A 15,720-nucleotide genomic window follows, 5' to 3' on the forward strand; every position below is an offset into this window, starting at 1 on the left:
GTCCAAGGTTAATTGGACCGATCCATCAGTTCTTCGTAGTTGATACCCATATGACTGGTATCGTATACCGCCTCTCCGTTTTTGATCAAAATGACCTGCGGTGAGGCATGCGGGACTGCAAAACGGCTGGCAATGGCATCGGAAATGCCCCTGTAGGCAATCAAGTCCAAGTAGTAGGGTTCCACCTTTTGGTTGTCCTCTTCCTTCCAGCTACGTGTGATGCGGTTCCAGGCCATGCTGCTGATCGAACAGCGCGTAGAATGTTTGAAAACCACCACCGGCCGCGTTTTGCTTTCCTCGATCAATTGATCGATCTGCGTTATTTCTTCCAATTTTTTCCAACTCATGGGGCAAAGTGTTTACAGAACCTTTACAGGTAGTTCGTTTGTTGTGTATAACCGATCAGAAAGTAATTTGAGTTCACCCACTGAAAAAAAATTGCCTGCTTACCGGTTTCCGTACTAAATTCGTTATAGTTTTGGCCCAGAGGTTATTTCCCCTTAGGATAGGTCAGTCGGTGTTTTTGGCACCTATAGCCCGATAACCCACCTTCAATTATGATTTTCAGACGCGTCACTACCCCTATTTTCCCGGTTTTTCTTTTGGTTGTCCTACTTGGCTGTCGGAAGATTGACCCAGCCAAGCCTACCTATGTAGGAGAGCGACAGCCCCTCCCCAAGGCGGTTTCCGAAATCAATCTTCGCTTGGCCCTGCCACTCTCCCTGTTTGAAAGCAAACTGAATGAGCAGTTGGCTGAAAACCTTTTTTCCGAAAAAGGCATTGACCTCGGCAATGGGCTGTTTTCCGATGTGACCGTGGTCAAGACGGGCCTGCTGCGGCTGGCAGCCACCGAATCGGGTAAGCTACGGGTCACCCTTCCGGTTTTTTTGGATGGCAAAGTGAGCTTGGAGAAGCGCATTTTTGGGCAGGTAGTATCGGCGGGGGTGCCCTTTAAGGAATCCCTTACGCCTCAGGTCAGTTTTCGTCCGCATTTGGATGAAAACTGGGAGGTAGAGATCAACGAATTGGAAGTAGAAAGTTGGGGCAGGTCGCTGCGTTATGACCTGTTGGGCTATTCACTGGACCTGGAGCCGATCATGAAGCAGCAGCTAGAGAACATGCTGGAACGGAAGCTAGCCTCCAACCTGCTCGCCAGCCTAGACTTGCGGCGCATAGCAACACAAGCGTGGGAGGCCTACAGTGAGCCTATTTCGCTCAGGAGTGAGGGAATCGAGTTGTTCCTGACCGCTGTGCCCGAGCGGGTGATGATCCGCGAGCAGTTTACCGAGGACCAGCAACTGCTGCTGCATTTGGGCATAGACGGCGAAGTGTTCAGTCAAATGAACCCACCGGCAGCACGCCCCAAGAGCCCACTGCCCAGGGTGTATCCCAACGACCGGGAGGAGAGCAGGGCAGTAATCACGCTCCCCTTGGCACTTTCCTACGCGTGGATGGATCAGTACCTTCAGGAGGAAATGGTGGGCAATGTCTTTCGGGTAGACAACCGGACGACGCTCGTTCCGCATTCCTTCGCGACCCAGGCCTACGGTGACCGCGCGCTGGTTAGGATGGAGTTTACCGCAAAACGCATCCGGAAAAAGGATGTGAAAGGGGAGCTATACCTGGTTGGGATGCCCGTGTATGACGAGGAAAAGCAGGCGGTCGTTTTTGAGGAAGTGGATTTTGATCTAAAAACCCAGCATTTTCTTACCAACAGCGCCAATTGGCTCAAGGGAGGAAAGATCCGTTCGGCGATCGAAAAGCAGGCGGTTTTTCCCATCGGAGATTACCTGGCGGAAGCAAGAAGGGAGCTCCGGGAGTTGGGAAGCTGGCAGACGGCCTTTGCAGATTTTTCGCTGGTCAGCCCCGAGCTGGAAGTGCAGGGCATCTACGTGACCGAAGAGGGCATTCAGGTTTACGTGCGGTCCATGGGAGATATCGCGGTGCGCATGAAGTAGTATCGGTTATCCTAGGGTGTAAGGGGTTCCTGGCGTACTATTCAGCATGGCAGATGCCTCTGGATAGGTAGGTTAACATATAATAGCTGTGTAGTTACAAGCTATGTGTAGTTGGGGCGGGCGGCTTCGGTGATATCCAAATCTAACGCCCGTAAATCCATCCGCTGGCATATATTTCACCCCTTCCAGCTTTTGAGGTGGACGTCGATACCTACATAAATGTTTTGGCCGGAATAATCGTTTTTGTTAACTTGTGTTTGCATAAGTTTTGGAGGTTTTAGCTTGGTTGTAGAAAACTTAAACTAATGATTTTCTAAAACTTATGCTATTACTTTGCAAACATATGGCCTTCGGGATTATGGTATCGGGTGGGTATTAATCGGTTCCGGACACGATAGGTTTTTTGTTAAGATAGAAAAATGCAATTGCAGGTCAAACCGGCTTCTCAATCCCGAATGGATGAAAAGATTATAGCCATAAACAATCTAAGCTGTCGCAAACCCCGTAGGGGTGGCATTTTTGACCGAGCGGGTTGCTGATTTCTTTGGTGTGGGTTTTGATTGCTGCTATGGAAGGGAGTACCCCCATCCAACGTTATCGCGATGATGTCCCCACTGGGGTAAAATTGGATCCTTCAATAGGGCAATCATCCCCTAAAATTCCCTTTTATTGCCATCAATAGTACATGAGATATATTACAAAAGCGTACTTTTTATTATCTTGTAGGATGGCAAAGCGATTCCACAACCTTCACGACCTCTTTGTTAGGGAGTCATTCGCCGATTCGGAAAGGGCTGTGGCATTCTTTGAGCGTTTCCTACCGAAATCAATAATAGGCCATCTGAATCTTGACACGCTAACCGTGTAAAAGGAAACCTATATCAATGAAACGTTAAAGGAGCATTTTTCGGATCTGGTATTTGAAGTGTCCCTCAAATCCGATCATTCGGTCAAAATGGATGTAGCCCTGCTCTTCGAACACAAATCGTCACCGGACAGAAATGTGCTTTTTCAGATCGGGTACTATATGTTTGCGCATTGGACAAAATGTATCTCCGAAACCAGAGAGCCAAAACCCATTATTCCCGTTATCTATTATCAGGGCAAGAAAAACTGGAGCGTCGGAAGCCTTCCAGACCTCTTCAAAAACTACCCGAATGAAGTAAAGGAGTATCTGCCTATTCTCAACCACATTTTTATTGACCTGAGGGCGATCAGCGAAGATCAGCTATTGAGTATGCGCAATAACATGATGAAAGCGGCGATTCTTGCCCAGCAGTGGCGCATTAATCCGATCAAACTCAAAGAAGACTTCGAGCGCATCTTCCGGCTGTTACCGATAGAGGGCTCAAACAGGAACTTTTTGGAGATGATTGTTGTATATGCATTGAATGTTTCCGAAATTACCGAGGCCCAGTTAGGCGAAACAATACGATCAATTCCCGAACCTCTAAAAGAAAAAATCATGACAACCTACACCATGCTTATTGAAAAAGGCAAATCGGAAGGAGAACAGATAGGAATTCAGAAGGGCAAGCTTGAGGAGAAAACCGAGGTTATCGTCAGCCTTTTTGATGAGGGATTTGACGTACCCAAAATTGCCAAAATCGTCAAATTGCCAGAGGAGGAAGTCGTAAGAATCCTCACTGAAAAGGGAAGGGTAGAATAAGAACACGCCTTCGTTTACCAATTTTTGTTGCATGGTGCAGATGCAGTTTCAACCCACCCAATTGGGCATTCATATTCAATTCTAAGCTCCTCAAATTCATCCGCTGGCATATATGTCACCCCTACGGGGTTTTTTATCTTCGTATTTCCTGTTTTCTATAAAAATGCCATCCCTTCAGGATTGGTGGATTGGAAGTATTTTAATCGGTGCCCTTATTAGGAGATTTTGGTAACACCGAATAATCATGCCATCCAATATTAATCTCAATCCCGAAGGGATGAAAGGATTATAGCCATCAAGAATCCAAGCTTTGGCAAACCCCGCAGGGGTGGCACTATTGACCACTGCTATCACTCCTGTAGTAAGTAGAAAAGAGCCGTCCGAAATCCATTTGCAAAGGCTAAAACTGACTCTTTTTTGGATCGAAATTCATTATAGCTTCCCGATAAGATCCGGCATTATAAATGCCTAGGGTTACGTATGTTATGGTATATTAGGGATGTAGATGCAATCTACACCCGGTCGAGAGACAATTACGATTGATGCGGACACTTTGCCATTTTGGGACGAAGCCAAAAAAATATTGGAAAATATCAAGGTGTTTAGCTAGTAGGAATTCATCGTTGTGAATCATTCCTGTTGAGTGGTAGAGGAAAAGAAAGGCAGCCAAACGAGGGATTTTAAAACTACCTTATCCCGCTTTAATAATCACAGGAGCAGTTTCCTGAATTTAAGCAGTGCTTATCCGCTACCCGTTTGGATACACGGCCCTTCTTCCGGTGAGTGCATTTTGGTTAGTTGGTTTTATCCCAATCTACCTCCAACCTCTTACCTAAGGCCTTGAGGTCTTCGACTACAGGGGGAAGAAGTGGTATCCCGTCATTTCTGCGTATGGCTTCCAATTCCCTTTCTGGGTCTCCCGGAATGATCACTTTTTCCTGTCCATCCACCGTTTTCGCCTCCCGAAATCTCCCGATCCAGTTATCCATGTCAGATTTGAATTCATCCGCGGGTCGAAAAGCGTCTATGCGCATGGCCCCGAAGAAGTGCCCCAAGCCTTCACCAACGGGATGGGGGTGGGGCTCCAAAAATGCCACAAATGGGGGTACCCAGGGCCCATAATTCGCCCCCGACAGCACTGCAGAGAAAATATCCACCACGGCACCTAGCCCATACCCTTTGTGGGAGCCATGTTCCCGGTCTCCTCCCAGCGGCAGTAGCGCCCCCCCATCCTTCACCCCGTTCGGGCTGTTGGTAGGGTGGCCGTCTTTGTCTTGAATCCATCCGTAGGGCGCTTCTTGCTGCTTACGCTGTAGGATTTCCAATTTGCCATTGGCGGCGGTAGTAGTAGCCATATCCAGTACAAAAGGAGGCTGGGTAGAGGCAGGAATGGCTACCGATATCGGGTTGGTTCCTAAAAGTCGCTCTTTGGAAAACGTAGGGCTGACCAATGGGCTGGCATTGGTCAGGGAAATGCCTATCATATCGTGGTTTAAGGCCTGCATGGCGTGGATGCCTGCGATACCGTAATGGTTGGAGTTTTTGACGGATACCCATCCGGTGCCCGCGATTTTGGCTTTTTCAATCGCTACCCGCATAGCGTAGGGTGCCACCACCAGTCCTAGGCCTCCGTCGCCGTCTACTACTGCGGTGCTAGGTGTTTCGTGTACGATGCGAATGTTTGGTTGGGCATTTATGCGCTTTTTTTCCCAAAGCCGCACGTATCCAGATAGTCTGGCTACACCGTGTGAGTCGACGCCCCTTAGGTCAGCGGACAGCAGTATTTCCGTTGCTGTGGCGGCATCTTTTTCAGGACATCCGATACGAAGCAGGATTTCTTTGGTAAACCGTTCCAGGTGAGACAAAGGATAGGTACTCATGAGTGCGTGGTTTGTAATACGTATGGAGGGTGCAAAATTCGCAAAATTCGCGACAATCAAAAAAATAAACGGAAAAGGGGTTGGTTTAAATAGCTTGCCGTGCAAACTGCAACGGTTTGTTGCCGCTTTGGTTATGGAGTATCTCCGCAATGGCGCCCTCTTTCAGTGAGTAGGTGGAACAGTGCAGCAAATCGGTGTCCACCTGTTCTAAGATGAACTGAATCAGGCAGGAAGCAACGACGATCATATCTACCCGCATGGGAATCATGCCCTTGATCTGTAGCCGTTCTGTCCTGTTCAGATGGATCAGTTGCCCGGCGATTTGTTGAAAACTTGCTGCTGGAATGGAATAGGTGCTTTGGTAGCGGAGCTTGGCTTCCTGTACCCTCGCCCGGTACATGTCCGTGAGCGTGTCGAAAGTTCCAGAGGCGCCAACTAATCGGGTTGGTTGGAAATGGGAGATGGCTTGGCAGAGGGACTCCAGCTTGCTTTTCAGGTAGTCGTTTAGCCGGCAAATTTCTGTCGGCAGGATGGGGTCGTGGTAATGGAATAGATCCAGCATGCGCTGCCCTCCGATTTCGAAACTTTGTTTCCAGAAGATGCGGCGATCGTTTCCGATGATGAACTCCACTGATCCACCGCCGATATCCATCATGAGGGAGGTGTCTCCGTTTAGGCTTCCGCTTAAGCGAATGCCTTTGTAGATCAGTTCTGCTTCTCGGTTTCCATCGATGATGTTCACATCTATGCCCATCCGGTCTTTGATTTCGTTAACAAATTCGTAGCCGTTTCGGGCATTTCTTACGGCACTGGTGGCAAAGGCGTATACTTGGTCTATTTTTTCACCTTTAATCAAATTGGAAAAGTGGGTGAGTGTGTGGAAGGCTCGCTTTTTTGCTTCGGGAAGGATCAGTTCTTTGGATATGCCTCCTTCCCCTAGTTTTACCGGGATCTTTTCTTTGTATAGCGTACGGAACCCGTTCTCTTCCAACGCTACAAGAAGCAGGTGAAAGGTATTTGTCCCCATGTCGATGACTGCCGCCTTATCCATTATGTTGCCGGTCATTTTTTGATGGTGCGAATATAGAAAGTTTATTCAAATCCGTAGGTTATGAAATGATTATATATTCATAAAAATGACGTTTATTTTTACAAACGGCGCTACCTATTTGATTGTTCTTACTTTTGGCAGGAAAAGCACTATACCAAAGGCATTTTCACAATCCGGTAGCCTGTTTTTTCGAGTTTTGGGTAAGCGCTTCGCTTTTGTGGGTAAAAATGAGTGGTTTTGACGTCTTTTATTCGCAGCCTATTTTTCTCCCTCACAGGTGGTACCTATATTTGGTAAGCAGGAAATGCCAAACCACATTTATGAAAACAGATCAATCCACAACGAACGGCCCAGGCTTGAAACAGCAACAGCTGGATTTACTCAGATCCAAAAATGAGGAAGCGATGCAGGGAGGTGGTAAAGGCCGCATTTCCGTACAGCATGCGAAGGGAAAGCTGACCGCGAGGGAGCGCCTGTCGCTGCTGTTGGACGAGGGATCGTTTCAGGAATTGGATAGGCTCGTCGTACACCGGGGCCGAGATTTTGGGATTGAACGCGAAAAATACCCAGGCGATGGGGTGGTTACGGGTTTTGGCCGGGTGGCCGGACGGCTGGTGTATGTTTTTTCGCAGGACTTCACCGTGTTTGGCGGATCGCTGTCTGAGACCCATGCTGAAAAAATTTGTAAAATCATGGACCTCGCCATGAAAAACGGTGCACCCGTGATCGGGCTTAACGATTCAGGCGGTGCGCGGATCCAAGAGGGGGTCAGTTCCCTAGGGGGCTATGCGGACATTTTTTACCGAAATACCCTGGCTTCGGGGGTGATCCCACAGATCTCGGCCATTATGGGTCCTTGCGCCGGGGGCGCCGTGTATTCACCGGCGATCACGGATTTTATCCTGATGGTGGAGCATACTTCTTACATGTTTGTGACCGGACCCAATGTGGTCAAAACCGTAACACAGGAGCAGGTAAGCTCCGAGGAACTGGGAGGTGCTTCGGCCCACAGTGCCAAAAGTGGTGTGACCCACTTTGCCTGCGCCAATGAGGTAGCCTGCATCTCCTCCATCAAACAACTTCTGTCCTACATGCCGCAAAACTGCGAGGAGGATGCACCCCGTGTGCCCTACACTGCCGGTCAGTCAGAGATCAGGGAGGTATTGGACGAGATCATTCCCGAAAACCCCAATCAGCCTTACGATATGCGGGAGGTGGTAGAAGGTATCGTCGATGAAGGTAGTTTTTTGGAAGTGCATCGGGATTTTGCGGAGAATATCGTTGTGGGCTTTGCACGCGTGGCAGGAAGAAGCATAGGCATAGTAGGCAATCAACCGGCCGTTCTAGCGGGAGTACTCGATATCAAATCTTCGCTCAAGGCCGCCCGGTTTGTGCGGTTCTGTGACTGCTTTAATATTCCTTTGTTGGTGTTGGTGGATGTGCCGGGTTTTTTGCCGGGGACCGACCAAGAATGGAAAGGCATCATTTCCAATGGTGCCAAGCTATTGTATGCGTTTTCTGAAGCTACCGTACCCAGGGTGACAGTCATCACCCGCAAGGCCTATGGAGGTGCTTATGATGTGATGAATTCAAAGCACATCGGAGCGGACCTGAATTTTGCCTGGCCCTCGGCAGAGATTGCTGTGATGGGAGCAAAGGGAGCGTCCGAAATCATCTTCAAAAAGCAGATTGCGGAGGCGGAAGACCCGGAGGCAAAGCTTTCGGAAAAAATCGATGAATTTACCCGTAAATTTGCCAATCCATATACAGCGGCGGAGCGAGGCTTTATCGACGAGGTGATTCTGCCGCGGGATACTAGGCACCGGTTAATCCGGGCTTTTTCCATGTTGGAAAACAAAGTGGATAACTTGCCCAAAAAGAAGCACGGTAATATTCCTTTATAACGGGTTGACAAGGAGGGTCTCAGGAAAAATCGCTCGAAGGAGAACGGGTGATAGTTGGATCCTGGGCAGGGTATTTACCGGCTAAAAATGGCTAATTTGAAGTGTAGTGTACTAACCAAAATACAATGACAAAAAACGAAGAATTCCTATACCGTTACCTCAATAACGCGTCGCCTACCGGCTTCGAAGCTTCGGGACAGCAGATTTGGCTGGACTATGTAAAACCGTTGGTGGATGATTACTTTACCGATGCCTACGGCACAGCCGTAGGGGTTATCAATCCACAGGCGGATTACAAGGTAGTCATCGAGGCCCATGCTGATGAGATCAGCTGGTTTGTGAATTACATTACTCCCGAAGGCTATATTTATGTGGTTCGAAACGGAGGCTCGGACCACATGATAGCACCCTCTATGCGGGTAAATATCCATACCGACGAACGCGTGATCCAAGGGGTATTTGGTTGGCCTGCGATTCATGTGCGGGATAAGGCAAAGGAAGAAGCCCCCAAGACCGAGAATATCTTCATAGACGTGGGTGCTCGGTCGAAGGAAGAGGTGCTTGAAATGGGTGTTTATGTGGGCTGTGTGGTCACGTTTAAAGATGAATTGACCGATTTAAATGGTAAATTTTACACGGGGAGGGCATTGGATAACCGCATCGGTGGATACATGATTGCCGAAGTAGCCCGATACCTAAAAGAGCAGAAGCGAAAGCTTCCTTTTGGGGTGTACGTGGTCAACGCAGTACAGGAGGAAATTGGGCTTCGGGGTGCGGAGATGATTGCTGCTAGTATCAAGCCAAATGCAGCCCTGATTACGGACGTCTGCCACGACACCACAGCGCCTATGTACAATAAGGTGGTGAGCGGGGATTATACGGCAGGGAAGGGTCCGGTGTTGACCGTGGGACCGGCCGTGCATCGCAAACTGTTGGATTTGGTGCTGGCGGCTGCCCATAAGCGAGAGATTCCCTATCAGCGATCGGCTTCGTCTAGAAGTACCGGCACGGATACCGACGCCTTTGCTTACTCTAACGGTGGGGTGCCTTCTGCACTGATATCGTTGCCATTAAAGTACATGCATACTACCGTGGAGACGGCAAGCAAATCGGATATCAACGATGTCATACGGCTGATGGCGGGGTTTTTGGAGGATTTTGATCCATCGTTTGATTTCCGATATGTCAAGTGACGATCGCTCACCAATCTGAAAAGGAACAGTATATGAAATCGAGCATGACGTGGCCGTTACACACTGTGATGACTATGCTACATGCGAGATTCCATGTGACCTTTAAAAAACAATTATAGACACATGAAATCGAGCACGACGCAAGCGACACACGGAGGAACGATTGTAATACGTGCGAGATTCCATCTGACCGCTTAAAGACAAATTATAAACAGATGAAAGTATTTATCAATAAAATCATTCCCGACCATGGTCTTGGACTACTTAAGCAAGCGGGAGTGGAGGTGACCATGTGGCGCGAGCCCTCCGTGCTTACGAGGGAGCAGGCCATTGCTTTTTGCAAAGACCACGATGCTTTTTTGAGTGCTGGACAAGCGGGACTGGATGAAGGTTTTTTTAGGGAGTGTAGCCACCTAAAAGTGGTAGCCCTGCATTCCGTAGGTTTTGACGGAGTGGATATTGCTGCCGCCACACAGTTGGGTATTCCCATTGGAAATACCCCAAACGTGCTAAACAAGGCGACGGCCGAAACAGCGCTTCTTTTGATGCTAACGGTGGCTCGTCGAGCACTCTATTTGCACCGAAAAATTAAAAAGGGTGAATGGGGTGTTAGCCAACCCACACAGGATCTGGGGTTTGATCTGGCAGGTAAAACCCTCGGGATTGTAGGTTTGGGTCGGATTGGAGCCGAGCTGGCCCGTATGTGTACGCAATCTTGGGGCATGAAGATTGTCTATCACAATAGAACGCGAAACGAGGAGGCAGAAAAGGAGTTTGGCGCCACCTGGCTGCCCTTTGAGGAACTACTGGAGCAGAGCGACTGTGTATCGGTTCATACCGCCTTGACCGAGGAAACGAGGGGCTTGTTTGGCTATGAGCAGTTTAAACGCATGAAACCCAGTGCCATATTTATCAACACAGCCCGTGGCGGTGTGCACCGAGAAGACGATCTTATTCGAGCCTTGCGGGAGAGGTTGATTTACGGAGCAGGATTGGATGTGACTGATCCGGAACCCATGTCGCCGGATAGTCCCCTACTGCAGATGGATAATGCCGTGGTGTTTCCGCATATTGGATCCTCTACGGTGGAAACCCGCAACAAGATGTCCCGGTGTGCTGCGGAAAACATACTTGCTGGACTGAAAGGTGAACGCCTCCCTTACCCGGTAAACCCCGAAGTATACAGTTAAAAAAAATGCCTGAAGCTTTAGGGCTTCAGGCTACTGTGGTTAAAGGGATCGTTTTGCAAGGTAGAAATCTACCATTTCGTAGTCACTCGCTTCCCGATCCAACATTTCGGCTACCGTTTTTGGAGGAGATACGATCACTTGGTCTCCCTCTCTCCAATCCAACGGCATAGAGACCTTGTGTTCATCTGCCGTTTGCAGGGCTACAAGCGCTCGTTTGATTTCGTCCATGTTTCTTCCCACGTTTAGCGGATAGTACATGATTAGGCGGATTTTTCCTTTGGGGTCTATGAAGAAAACGGCTCTAACAGCCGCCGTTTCGCTTTCACCGGGTTGCAGCATGCCGTATTTTTTAGAGACGCTCATGTCGATATCCGCAATGATGGGGAATTCGAACAGTACGCCTGTGTTTTTCTTCACATTATTTACCCAAGCAATATGGGCATGGATGGAGTCAATGCTCAAACCGATCAGTTTGGTCTGTCGACCGGCAAAGAAGTCTTTTTCAAGCGCAAATCCACTCATCTCGGTGGTACAAACCGGAGTGAAGTCCGCAGGATGGGAAAACAGGATGGTCCAGCTGTCTTTGATGTACTCAGAAAAACGGATTTTTCCGGTGGTAGTCATTGATTCAAAGTCAGGAGCCATATCTCCAATACGGGGCATGTTATATGTTTGATCTTCCATGATTTTTGCCGTTTTTATTGTTTTTTATGTATATCCAAAATTAGGGATCAATAAGGGCCTTAAAGGTGATCAAAGTCACGCAGGGGCCCGTACTTAAGATTGAAATCCCCTATGCCCTATTGAGGTGTTCTATCAGTTTGACGGGGCAGGCATCGAAAAATTTTGGAAAAACTTGGGTATATTACCACACTTCTGACGTAAATCAGTAATGAATAGCCTGTCTCATCCGGGATTTAGTGGTGTTTAGATCAGTTGCCTGCATCTCCTACAAAAGTCATGGATACAGAAATCAGGTCTTCGTTCCTAGAAATATTACCGATATCATCCTATTAATAGTAAAGAAAAGTATGACACCATTCGCAGTTTTCCCAGGTAGGCAATTTTTAGTTTTAGTGATATGGGCTTTGTCCGTTTTTTCCTGTGACCAAAAAAAGGAGGTGCAACGAGTGCGTTTCGGATTAATCTCGGATGTACATTTACCTACCATGCACGACTCGGAAGCCCGAATCCGCGCGTTTGTGGACAGCATGGAGATTGCCCAGCCGGATTTTTTGATTGAACTCGGAGATTTGGTCACGCCGGCTCCGCAGTACCAATCCCTGTATGAAATCTGGGCTAGCTACCCTGGAGAGAAGTATTCCGTCATTGGAAACCATGAAATGGACGGAGGCTATGGTTTAGAGCAGGTATTGGAACACCGCAAGTTGGATCGATCTTATTATCATTTTGAAAAGAACGGCTTCCAGTTTTTGGTTTTGGATGGAAACGATAAGCGAACGCCCGATGAAAAGGGTTACCGTAATTACATTGGGGAGGAGCAGCAAGTATGGCTACGGGAAACCTTAAGCCAAATGCGGGGGCCGGTGGTAATTTTTTCCCATCAGGCTATTGGGCCACTCGGATCCATGTATAATGGAGCGGAGATCCGTGAGATACTGGAGGACCACAATGCGGCTTTTCCCGAAAGCCCGGTCATTGCCTGTTTTAACGGACACCTTCACTACGACGATGCCCGGCAAGTCAATGGCATTTGGTATATTCACGTCAACAGCGCGGCTTACTTTTGGATGGGCGAGGAGTACGAGCACGTCCGATATTCTAAGGAGGTGGACGAGGAGTTCCGTTGGATAAAATACACGGCTCCCTATCGCGATCCTCTGTTTGCCGTGGTGGAAATTTCCTCAGACGGAGAAATCATCATCCATGGCAAGCGATCCGAATACGAAGGCCCCTCTCCTTGGGATTTGGGTTTCCCGGAGACGGATCGGGAGGCTATCCGTCCGGCTATTTCTGACAGGGTACTCCGAGTTGATTAATTCTTGACGTGACCATTGTATACCAAGTCGTTAATTACTATGTTTAGTTGATAAACCATTTGATAGAAAAAATGAGGGCATTAGTGATATCAGGAGGGGGAAGCAAGGGCGCATTCGCAGGAGGCGTGGCGGAATTCCTCATTCGAGCGTGCCGGTATGATTACCGGCTATTCCTAGGTACCTCTACCGGTAGCTTGCTAGTACCTCTGCTGTCGATCGGAGAGATTGAAAAGATCAAAGCCATCTATACCTCCGTGACGCAAGGCCAGATTTTTGATATTTCGCCGTTTTACATTGTTCATGAAAATGGAGAGCCTCGTATTAAGATCAACCACATAAACACCGTACGTATGTTTATCAAGGGCAGGAAGACCTTCGGGGAAAGCTTGGCTCTTTTGAAGTTGATCAAAAAAATAATTACGCAGGAGGATTTCGCCCGCATGCAGGCAAATGAAGCTAACGTGTACGTGACAGTTTCTAATCTCACGACCAACCGGGTCGAGTATAAGTCCCTAAAGGAGCACAGCTACGAAGATTTCTGTGAGTGGATTTGGGCGTCTTCAAACTTGGTTCCATTTATGAGTCTATTAGAGAAAAACGGGTGTCAATATGCCGACGGAGGGTTTGCGGATATTGTACCCATCTCTGAGGCCATCTATCGGGGCGCCAAGGAGATCGATGTCATTGTACTTAAATCCAATCAGCCCCGGGGCAAAAAGGACAATGTGAAAAATGCGTTGGAACTGATGACCCGAACCTTTGACTTTATGCTGGATCAGATTTCGGCTGATGACATCAAGATTGGGAAGCTTGAAGGTGGGAGAAGAAAGGTAGATCTTAATTTTTATTATCCGCCAACGGTGCTGACTGAAAACTCCCTGATTTTTGACCCAAAGCAAATGAAGCAATGGTGGCAGGATGGCTACGATTTTGCCGCAGCCCATAATCCCGTGTGCAAGTGTCTGGAGGTGGGCTGATAAGAATCCGTACTAAAAGAAATCTATGGACCTTCGTATACCGTTGCTCGTCAAAATCCGCTTACTTCTGATAATTAGCTGCTTGTTTGGTGGCCGTTTTTGAAGTGGGCGAGGAGTCCGAAGAGGCGGTTAGACGAACCGGGTTTGAACGGATGATGGAGTTTACCGCATTGGCATATGGGAAGGGTGTAGATCTAACCGTTGGTTCTCATTCGTATGTTCCCTATGCAGCCTATGGATCTGCCTATCAGCGGGAGATGGAGCTTTTGCATGCGTGCGGCATGTCGCTGGCTGATTTGATCCGAGCAGCCACTTGGGGCAACGCCCGGTTTTTGGGAGCTCAGGAAGAAATCGGCAGTATTGAGCCAGGGAAAAAGGCCGATTTGGTGCTTCTTTCTAGCAACCCATTGGAACATGTGAAAAACCTGGAAAAAGTCGAAAAAGTCATGCTCAACGGCGTTTGGGTGGATTGAGCTCATTTTGAGCTAGATAAATGTGTGGGGTAAATAACCGCTTGTTTTTAAAGAGATTTATTTGCGCATAATCGTTTTATTACCCACTTTTGTGAGGTAAATGCGCACGTGGCGAAATTGGTAGACGCACTGTCTTCAGGCGGCAGCGCCTTCGGGTGTGAAGGTTCGAATCCTTTCGTGCGCACTTTTTACTTTTTTTCAAAGCGACGCTTTAATAATTTCCAGAAATTTTCCTTCTTTTCGTTTACCGGAAATTCATCCCCCAATAAATAGCCGTAGGGCTCTAGTCCCGGGATCCGATCTAGCGTAATCTTCAAGATGCCTATTAGTGGAATGGATAGGATCATACCTGATACCCCCCATATTGCACCGCCGAGCAAAATGGCCAATACCACGGCAAGGACGTTAACCTTTACTTTGCCACCTACCACCACCGGGGTTATCAGGTTATTTTCCATTAGTTGGATGCCCCAAAGTACCAGAAGCGTGAGTAGGGGATAAAAAAGGGTATCTGTAGTCAGAAAGACGTATAAGATAACGAGTGCGGAACTGATGATTACTCCAATATATGGTATAAGGTTCATCACAGCAATGAACATTGCAAACAGCAGGAAGAACTTGATGCCGACAAGGTAAAAATAAATTCCTGCCATCACCGATACGATCAGGGTGACCTTTGCCATCCCCACCAAGTACTGATGGATGACCTTGCCGGAATCCTCTGCCCAGGCGATGATTTTTTCATTGCTTCTACTGGAAGCCTGCATCAGAAACGCCGTAAAAAAGTCTTTATAGTAAATCAAGAGAAAAATGTAAAGTGGGATAATACCTATTAGGGTTAGGGATTTGCCGGTGTTGAAGATTGTTTGGTTTAGGTTGTCAGGATTTAAAAATAAGCTGAGCAGGTCGGTTTCGGTCCAATTGCTTAAGTCAAGGCCGGTGAGTTCGGAGACATCTTTGAGATAATCGGCGAGTTTGGCTTGGAATAGGGCCCCGATTTCGGGAATGTCTGCCAGCAAGGATACCATTTGATTGCCTACCAAGCTCAAAATGCCTAGGAAGCACAATGTGAAAAGGACCAACGTAAGAACGATCGCCAAGCCTCGAGGAATCCGCTTGTTTTCCATCCAGTCTGAAACGGGGTAAAGGGCAAAAGCAAAAAAGATTCCCCAGGTGAGCGGGACAAAAATGAAGTCCCCATACCAAAGGATCAACGTGCCAAGGGTAAGAATGATCGATCCGTGTGCGAGTTTTTCTAAAAGTCCGGTTTCTGCGTTCATGTGGTATATTTTGTGGCAGGCTAAATTTATGGAAATCTGCTTAAAGAACGGGAAATAGGCTTTTTTTTATCGAATTGCCCGACTTTTTGGCCAATAAATGAGATCACATTGGTATCGTTGCCCTAAATTACTATATTCACTTTCG

At 47.9% G+C, this 15,720-nt stretch carries 12 protein-coding genes, 1 tRNA gene and 1 pseudogene; 9 read left to right on the plus strand and 5 right to left on the minus strand.

Annotation, left to right across the window (positions count from 1 at the left end):
• Positions 1 to 8 precede the first annotated feature (8 nt).
• Positions 9 to 347, minus strand: coding sequence for a bacillithiol system redox-active protein YtxJ (ytxJ, locus tag IAQ59_RS17535; protein WP_209332150.1), 339 nt, complete (start codon positions 345 to 347; stop codon positions 9 to 11).
• 210 nt (positions 348 to 557) lie between these two features.
• Between ytxJ and IAQ59_RS17540 the strand changes: the two genes are divergently transcribed.
• Together IAQ59_RS17540 and IAQ59_RS17545 are read left to right on the plus strand one after the other, a co-directional pair.
• Complete coding sequence (locus IAQ59_RS17540; protein ID WP_209332151.1) at positions 558 to 1,958, plus strand: DUF4403 family protein; 1,401 nt, start codon at positions 558 to 560, stop codon at positions 1,956 to 1,958.
• Positions 1,959 to 2,685: 727 nt separating this feature from the next.
• Positions 2,686 to 3,627: pseudogene (locus IAQ59_RS17545) on the plus strand (Rpn family recombination-promoting nuclease/putative transposase).
• A 794-nt stretch (positions 3,628 to 4,421) separates the two neighbouring features.
• Here the strand turns inward: IAQ59_RS17545 and IAQ59_RS17550 are convergent.
• Complete coding sequence (locus tag IAQ59_RS17550; protein ID WP_209332152.1) at positions 4,422 to 5,507, minus strand: Ldh family oxidoreductase; 1,086 nt, start codon at positions 5,505 to 5,507, stop codon at positions 4,422 to 4,424.
• An 85-nt stretch (positions 5,508 to 5,592) separates the two neighbouring features.
• Positions 5,593 to 6,558 carry a Ppx/GppA phosphatase family protein gene (locus IAQ59_RS17555; protein ID WP_209332153.1) on the minus strand — a complete coding sequence of 322 codons (966 nt, stop codon included), beginning with the start codon at positions 6,556 to 6,558 and terminating at the stop codon, positions 5,593 to 5,595.
• 320 nt (positions 6,559 to 6,878) lie between these two features.
• On the opposite strand from IAQ59_RS17555, the gene IAQ59_RS17560 reads away from it, so the two are divergent.
• The 3 genes from IAQ59_RS17560 to IAQ59_RS17570 all read left to right on the plus strand — a co-directional run bounded on the left by IAQ59_RS17560 (position 6,879) and on the right by IAQ59_RS17570 (position 10,845).
• Positions 6,879 to 8,462, plus strand: a complete 1,584-nt coding sequence (locus IAQ59_RS17560; protein WP_209332154.1) for an acyl-CoA carboxylase subunit beta — start codon at positions 6,879 to 6,881, stop codon at positions 8,460 to 8,462.
• Positions 8,463 to 8,587: 125 nt separating this feature from the next.
• Complete coding sequence (locus IAQ59_RS17565; protein WP_209332155.1) at positions 8,588 to 9,655, plus strand: M20/M25/M40 family metallo-hydrolase; 1,068 nt, start codon at positions 8,588 to 8,590, stop codon at positions 9,653 to 9,655.
• Positions 9,656 to 9,870: 215 nt separating this feature from the next.
• Positions 9,871 to 10,845, plus strand: a complete 975-nt coding sequence (locus tag IAQ59_RS17570) for a 2-hydroxyacid dehydrogenase (protein ID WP_209332156.1) — start codon at positions 9,871 to 9,873, stop codon at positions 10,843 to 10,845.
• A gap of 39 nt (positions 10,846 to 10,884) precedes the next feature.
• Here IAQ59_RS17570 and IAQ59_RS17575 read toward each other — a convergent pair whose 3' ends face one another.
• Positions 10,885 to 11,529, minus strand: a complete 645-nt coding sequence (locus IAQ59_RS17575; protein WP_245189682.1) for a peroxiredoxin — start codon at positions 11,527 to 11,529, stop codon at positions 10,885 to 10,887.
• Positions 11,530 to 11,975: 446 nt separating this feature from the next.
• Between IAQ59_RS17575 and IAQ59_RS17580 the strand changes: the two genes are divergently transcribed.
• The 4 genes from IAQ59_RS17580 (at position 11,976) to IAQ59_RS17595 (ending at position 14,479) form a co-directional block, all read left to right on the plus strand.
• Positions 11,976 to 12,845, plus strand: a complete 870-nt coding sequence (locus IAQ59_RS17580) for a metallophosphoesterase family protein (protein WP_342450722.1) — start codon at positions 11,976 to 11,978, stop codon at positions 12,843 to 12,845.
• 71 nt (positions 12,846 to 12,916) lie between these two features.
• The gene (locus IAQ59_RS17585; protein WP_209332158.1) at positions 12,917 to 13,822 is read left to right on the plus strand and encodes a patatin-like phospholipase family protein; all 906 of its coding nucleotides are present in this window, start codon (positions 12,917 to 12,919) and stop codon (positions 13,820 to 13,822) included.
• Positions 13,823 to 13,911: 89 nt separating this feature from the next.
• The gene (locus tag IAQ59_RS17590) at positions 13,912 to 14,295 is read left to right on the plus strand and encodes an amidohydrolase family protein (protein WP_342450723.1); all 384 of its coding nucleotides are present in this window, start codon (positions 13,912 to 13,914) and stop codon (positions 14,293 to 14,295) included.
• A 102-nt stretch (positions 14,296 to 14,397) separates the two neighbouring features.
• A tRNA-Leu gene (locus tag IAQ59_RS17595) sits at positions 14,398 to 14,479 on the plus strand.
• A 4-nt stretch (positions 14,480 to 14,483) separates the two neighbouring features.
• Here IAQ59_RS17595 and IAQ59_RS17600 read toward each other — a convergent pair.
• Positions 14,484 to 15,575, minus strand: coding sequence for an AI-2E family transporter (locus tag IAQ59_RS17600; RefSeq protein WP_209332160.1), 1,092 nt, complete (start codon positions 15,573 to 15,575; stop codon positions 14,484 to 14,486).
• Positions 15,576 to 15,720: the final 145 nt, after the last annotated feature.

Origin of the sequence: Lunatimonas salinarum (assembly GCF_017811155.1) — a bacterium.
Classification (GTDB): domain Bacteria; phylum Bacteroidota; class Bacteroidia; order Cytophagales; family Cyclobacteriaceae; genus Lunatimonas; species Lunatimonas salinarum.

Coding starts and splice junctions, on each gene's coding strand:
- ytxJ (WP_209332150.1), bottom strand. CDS start 347: ATGAGTTGGAAAAAATTGGAAGAAATAACGCAGATCGATCAATTGATC.
- IAQ59_RS17540 (WP_209332151.1), top strand. CDS start 558: ATGATTTTCAGACGCGTCACTACCCCTATTTTCCCGGTTTTTCTTTTG.
- IAQ59_RS17550 (WP_209332152.1), bottom strand. CDS start 5,507: ATGAGTACCTATCCTTTGTCTCACCTGGAACGGTTTACCAAAGAAATC.
- IAQ59_RS17555 (WP_209332153.1), bottom strand. CDS start 6,558: ATGGATAAGGCGGCAGTCATCGACATGGGGACAAATACCTTTCACCTG.
- IAQ59_RS17560 (WP_209332154.1), top strand. CDS start 6,879: ATGAAAACAGATCAATCCACAACGAACGGCCCAGGCTTGAAACAGCAA.
- IAQ59_RS17565 (WP_209332155.1), top strand. CDS start 8,588: ATGACAAAAAACGAAGAATTCCTATACCGTTACCTCAATAACGCGTCG.
- IAQ59_RS17570 (WP_209332156.1), top strand. CDS start 9,871: ATGAAAGTATTTATCAATAAAATCATTCCCGACCATGGTCTTGGACTA.
- IAQ59_RS17575 (WP_245189682.1), bottom strand. CDS start 11,529: ATGGAAGATCAAACATATAACATGCCCCGTATTGGAGATATGGCTCCT.
- IAQ59_RS17585 (WP_209332158.1), top strand. CDS start 12,917: ATGAGGGCATTAGTGATATCAGGAGGGGGAAGCAAGGGCGCATTCGCA.
- IAQ59_RS17600 (WP_209332160.1), bottom strand. CDS start 15,575: ATGAACGCAGAAACCGGACTTTTAGAAAAACTCGCACACGGATCGATC.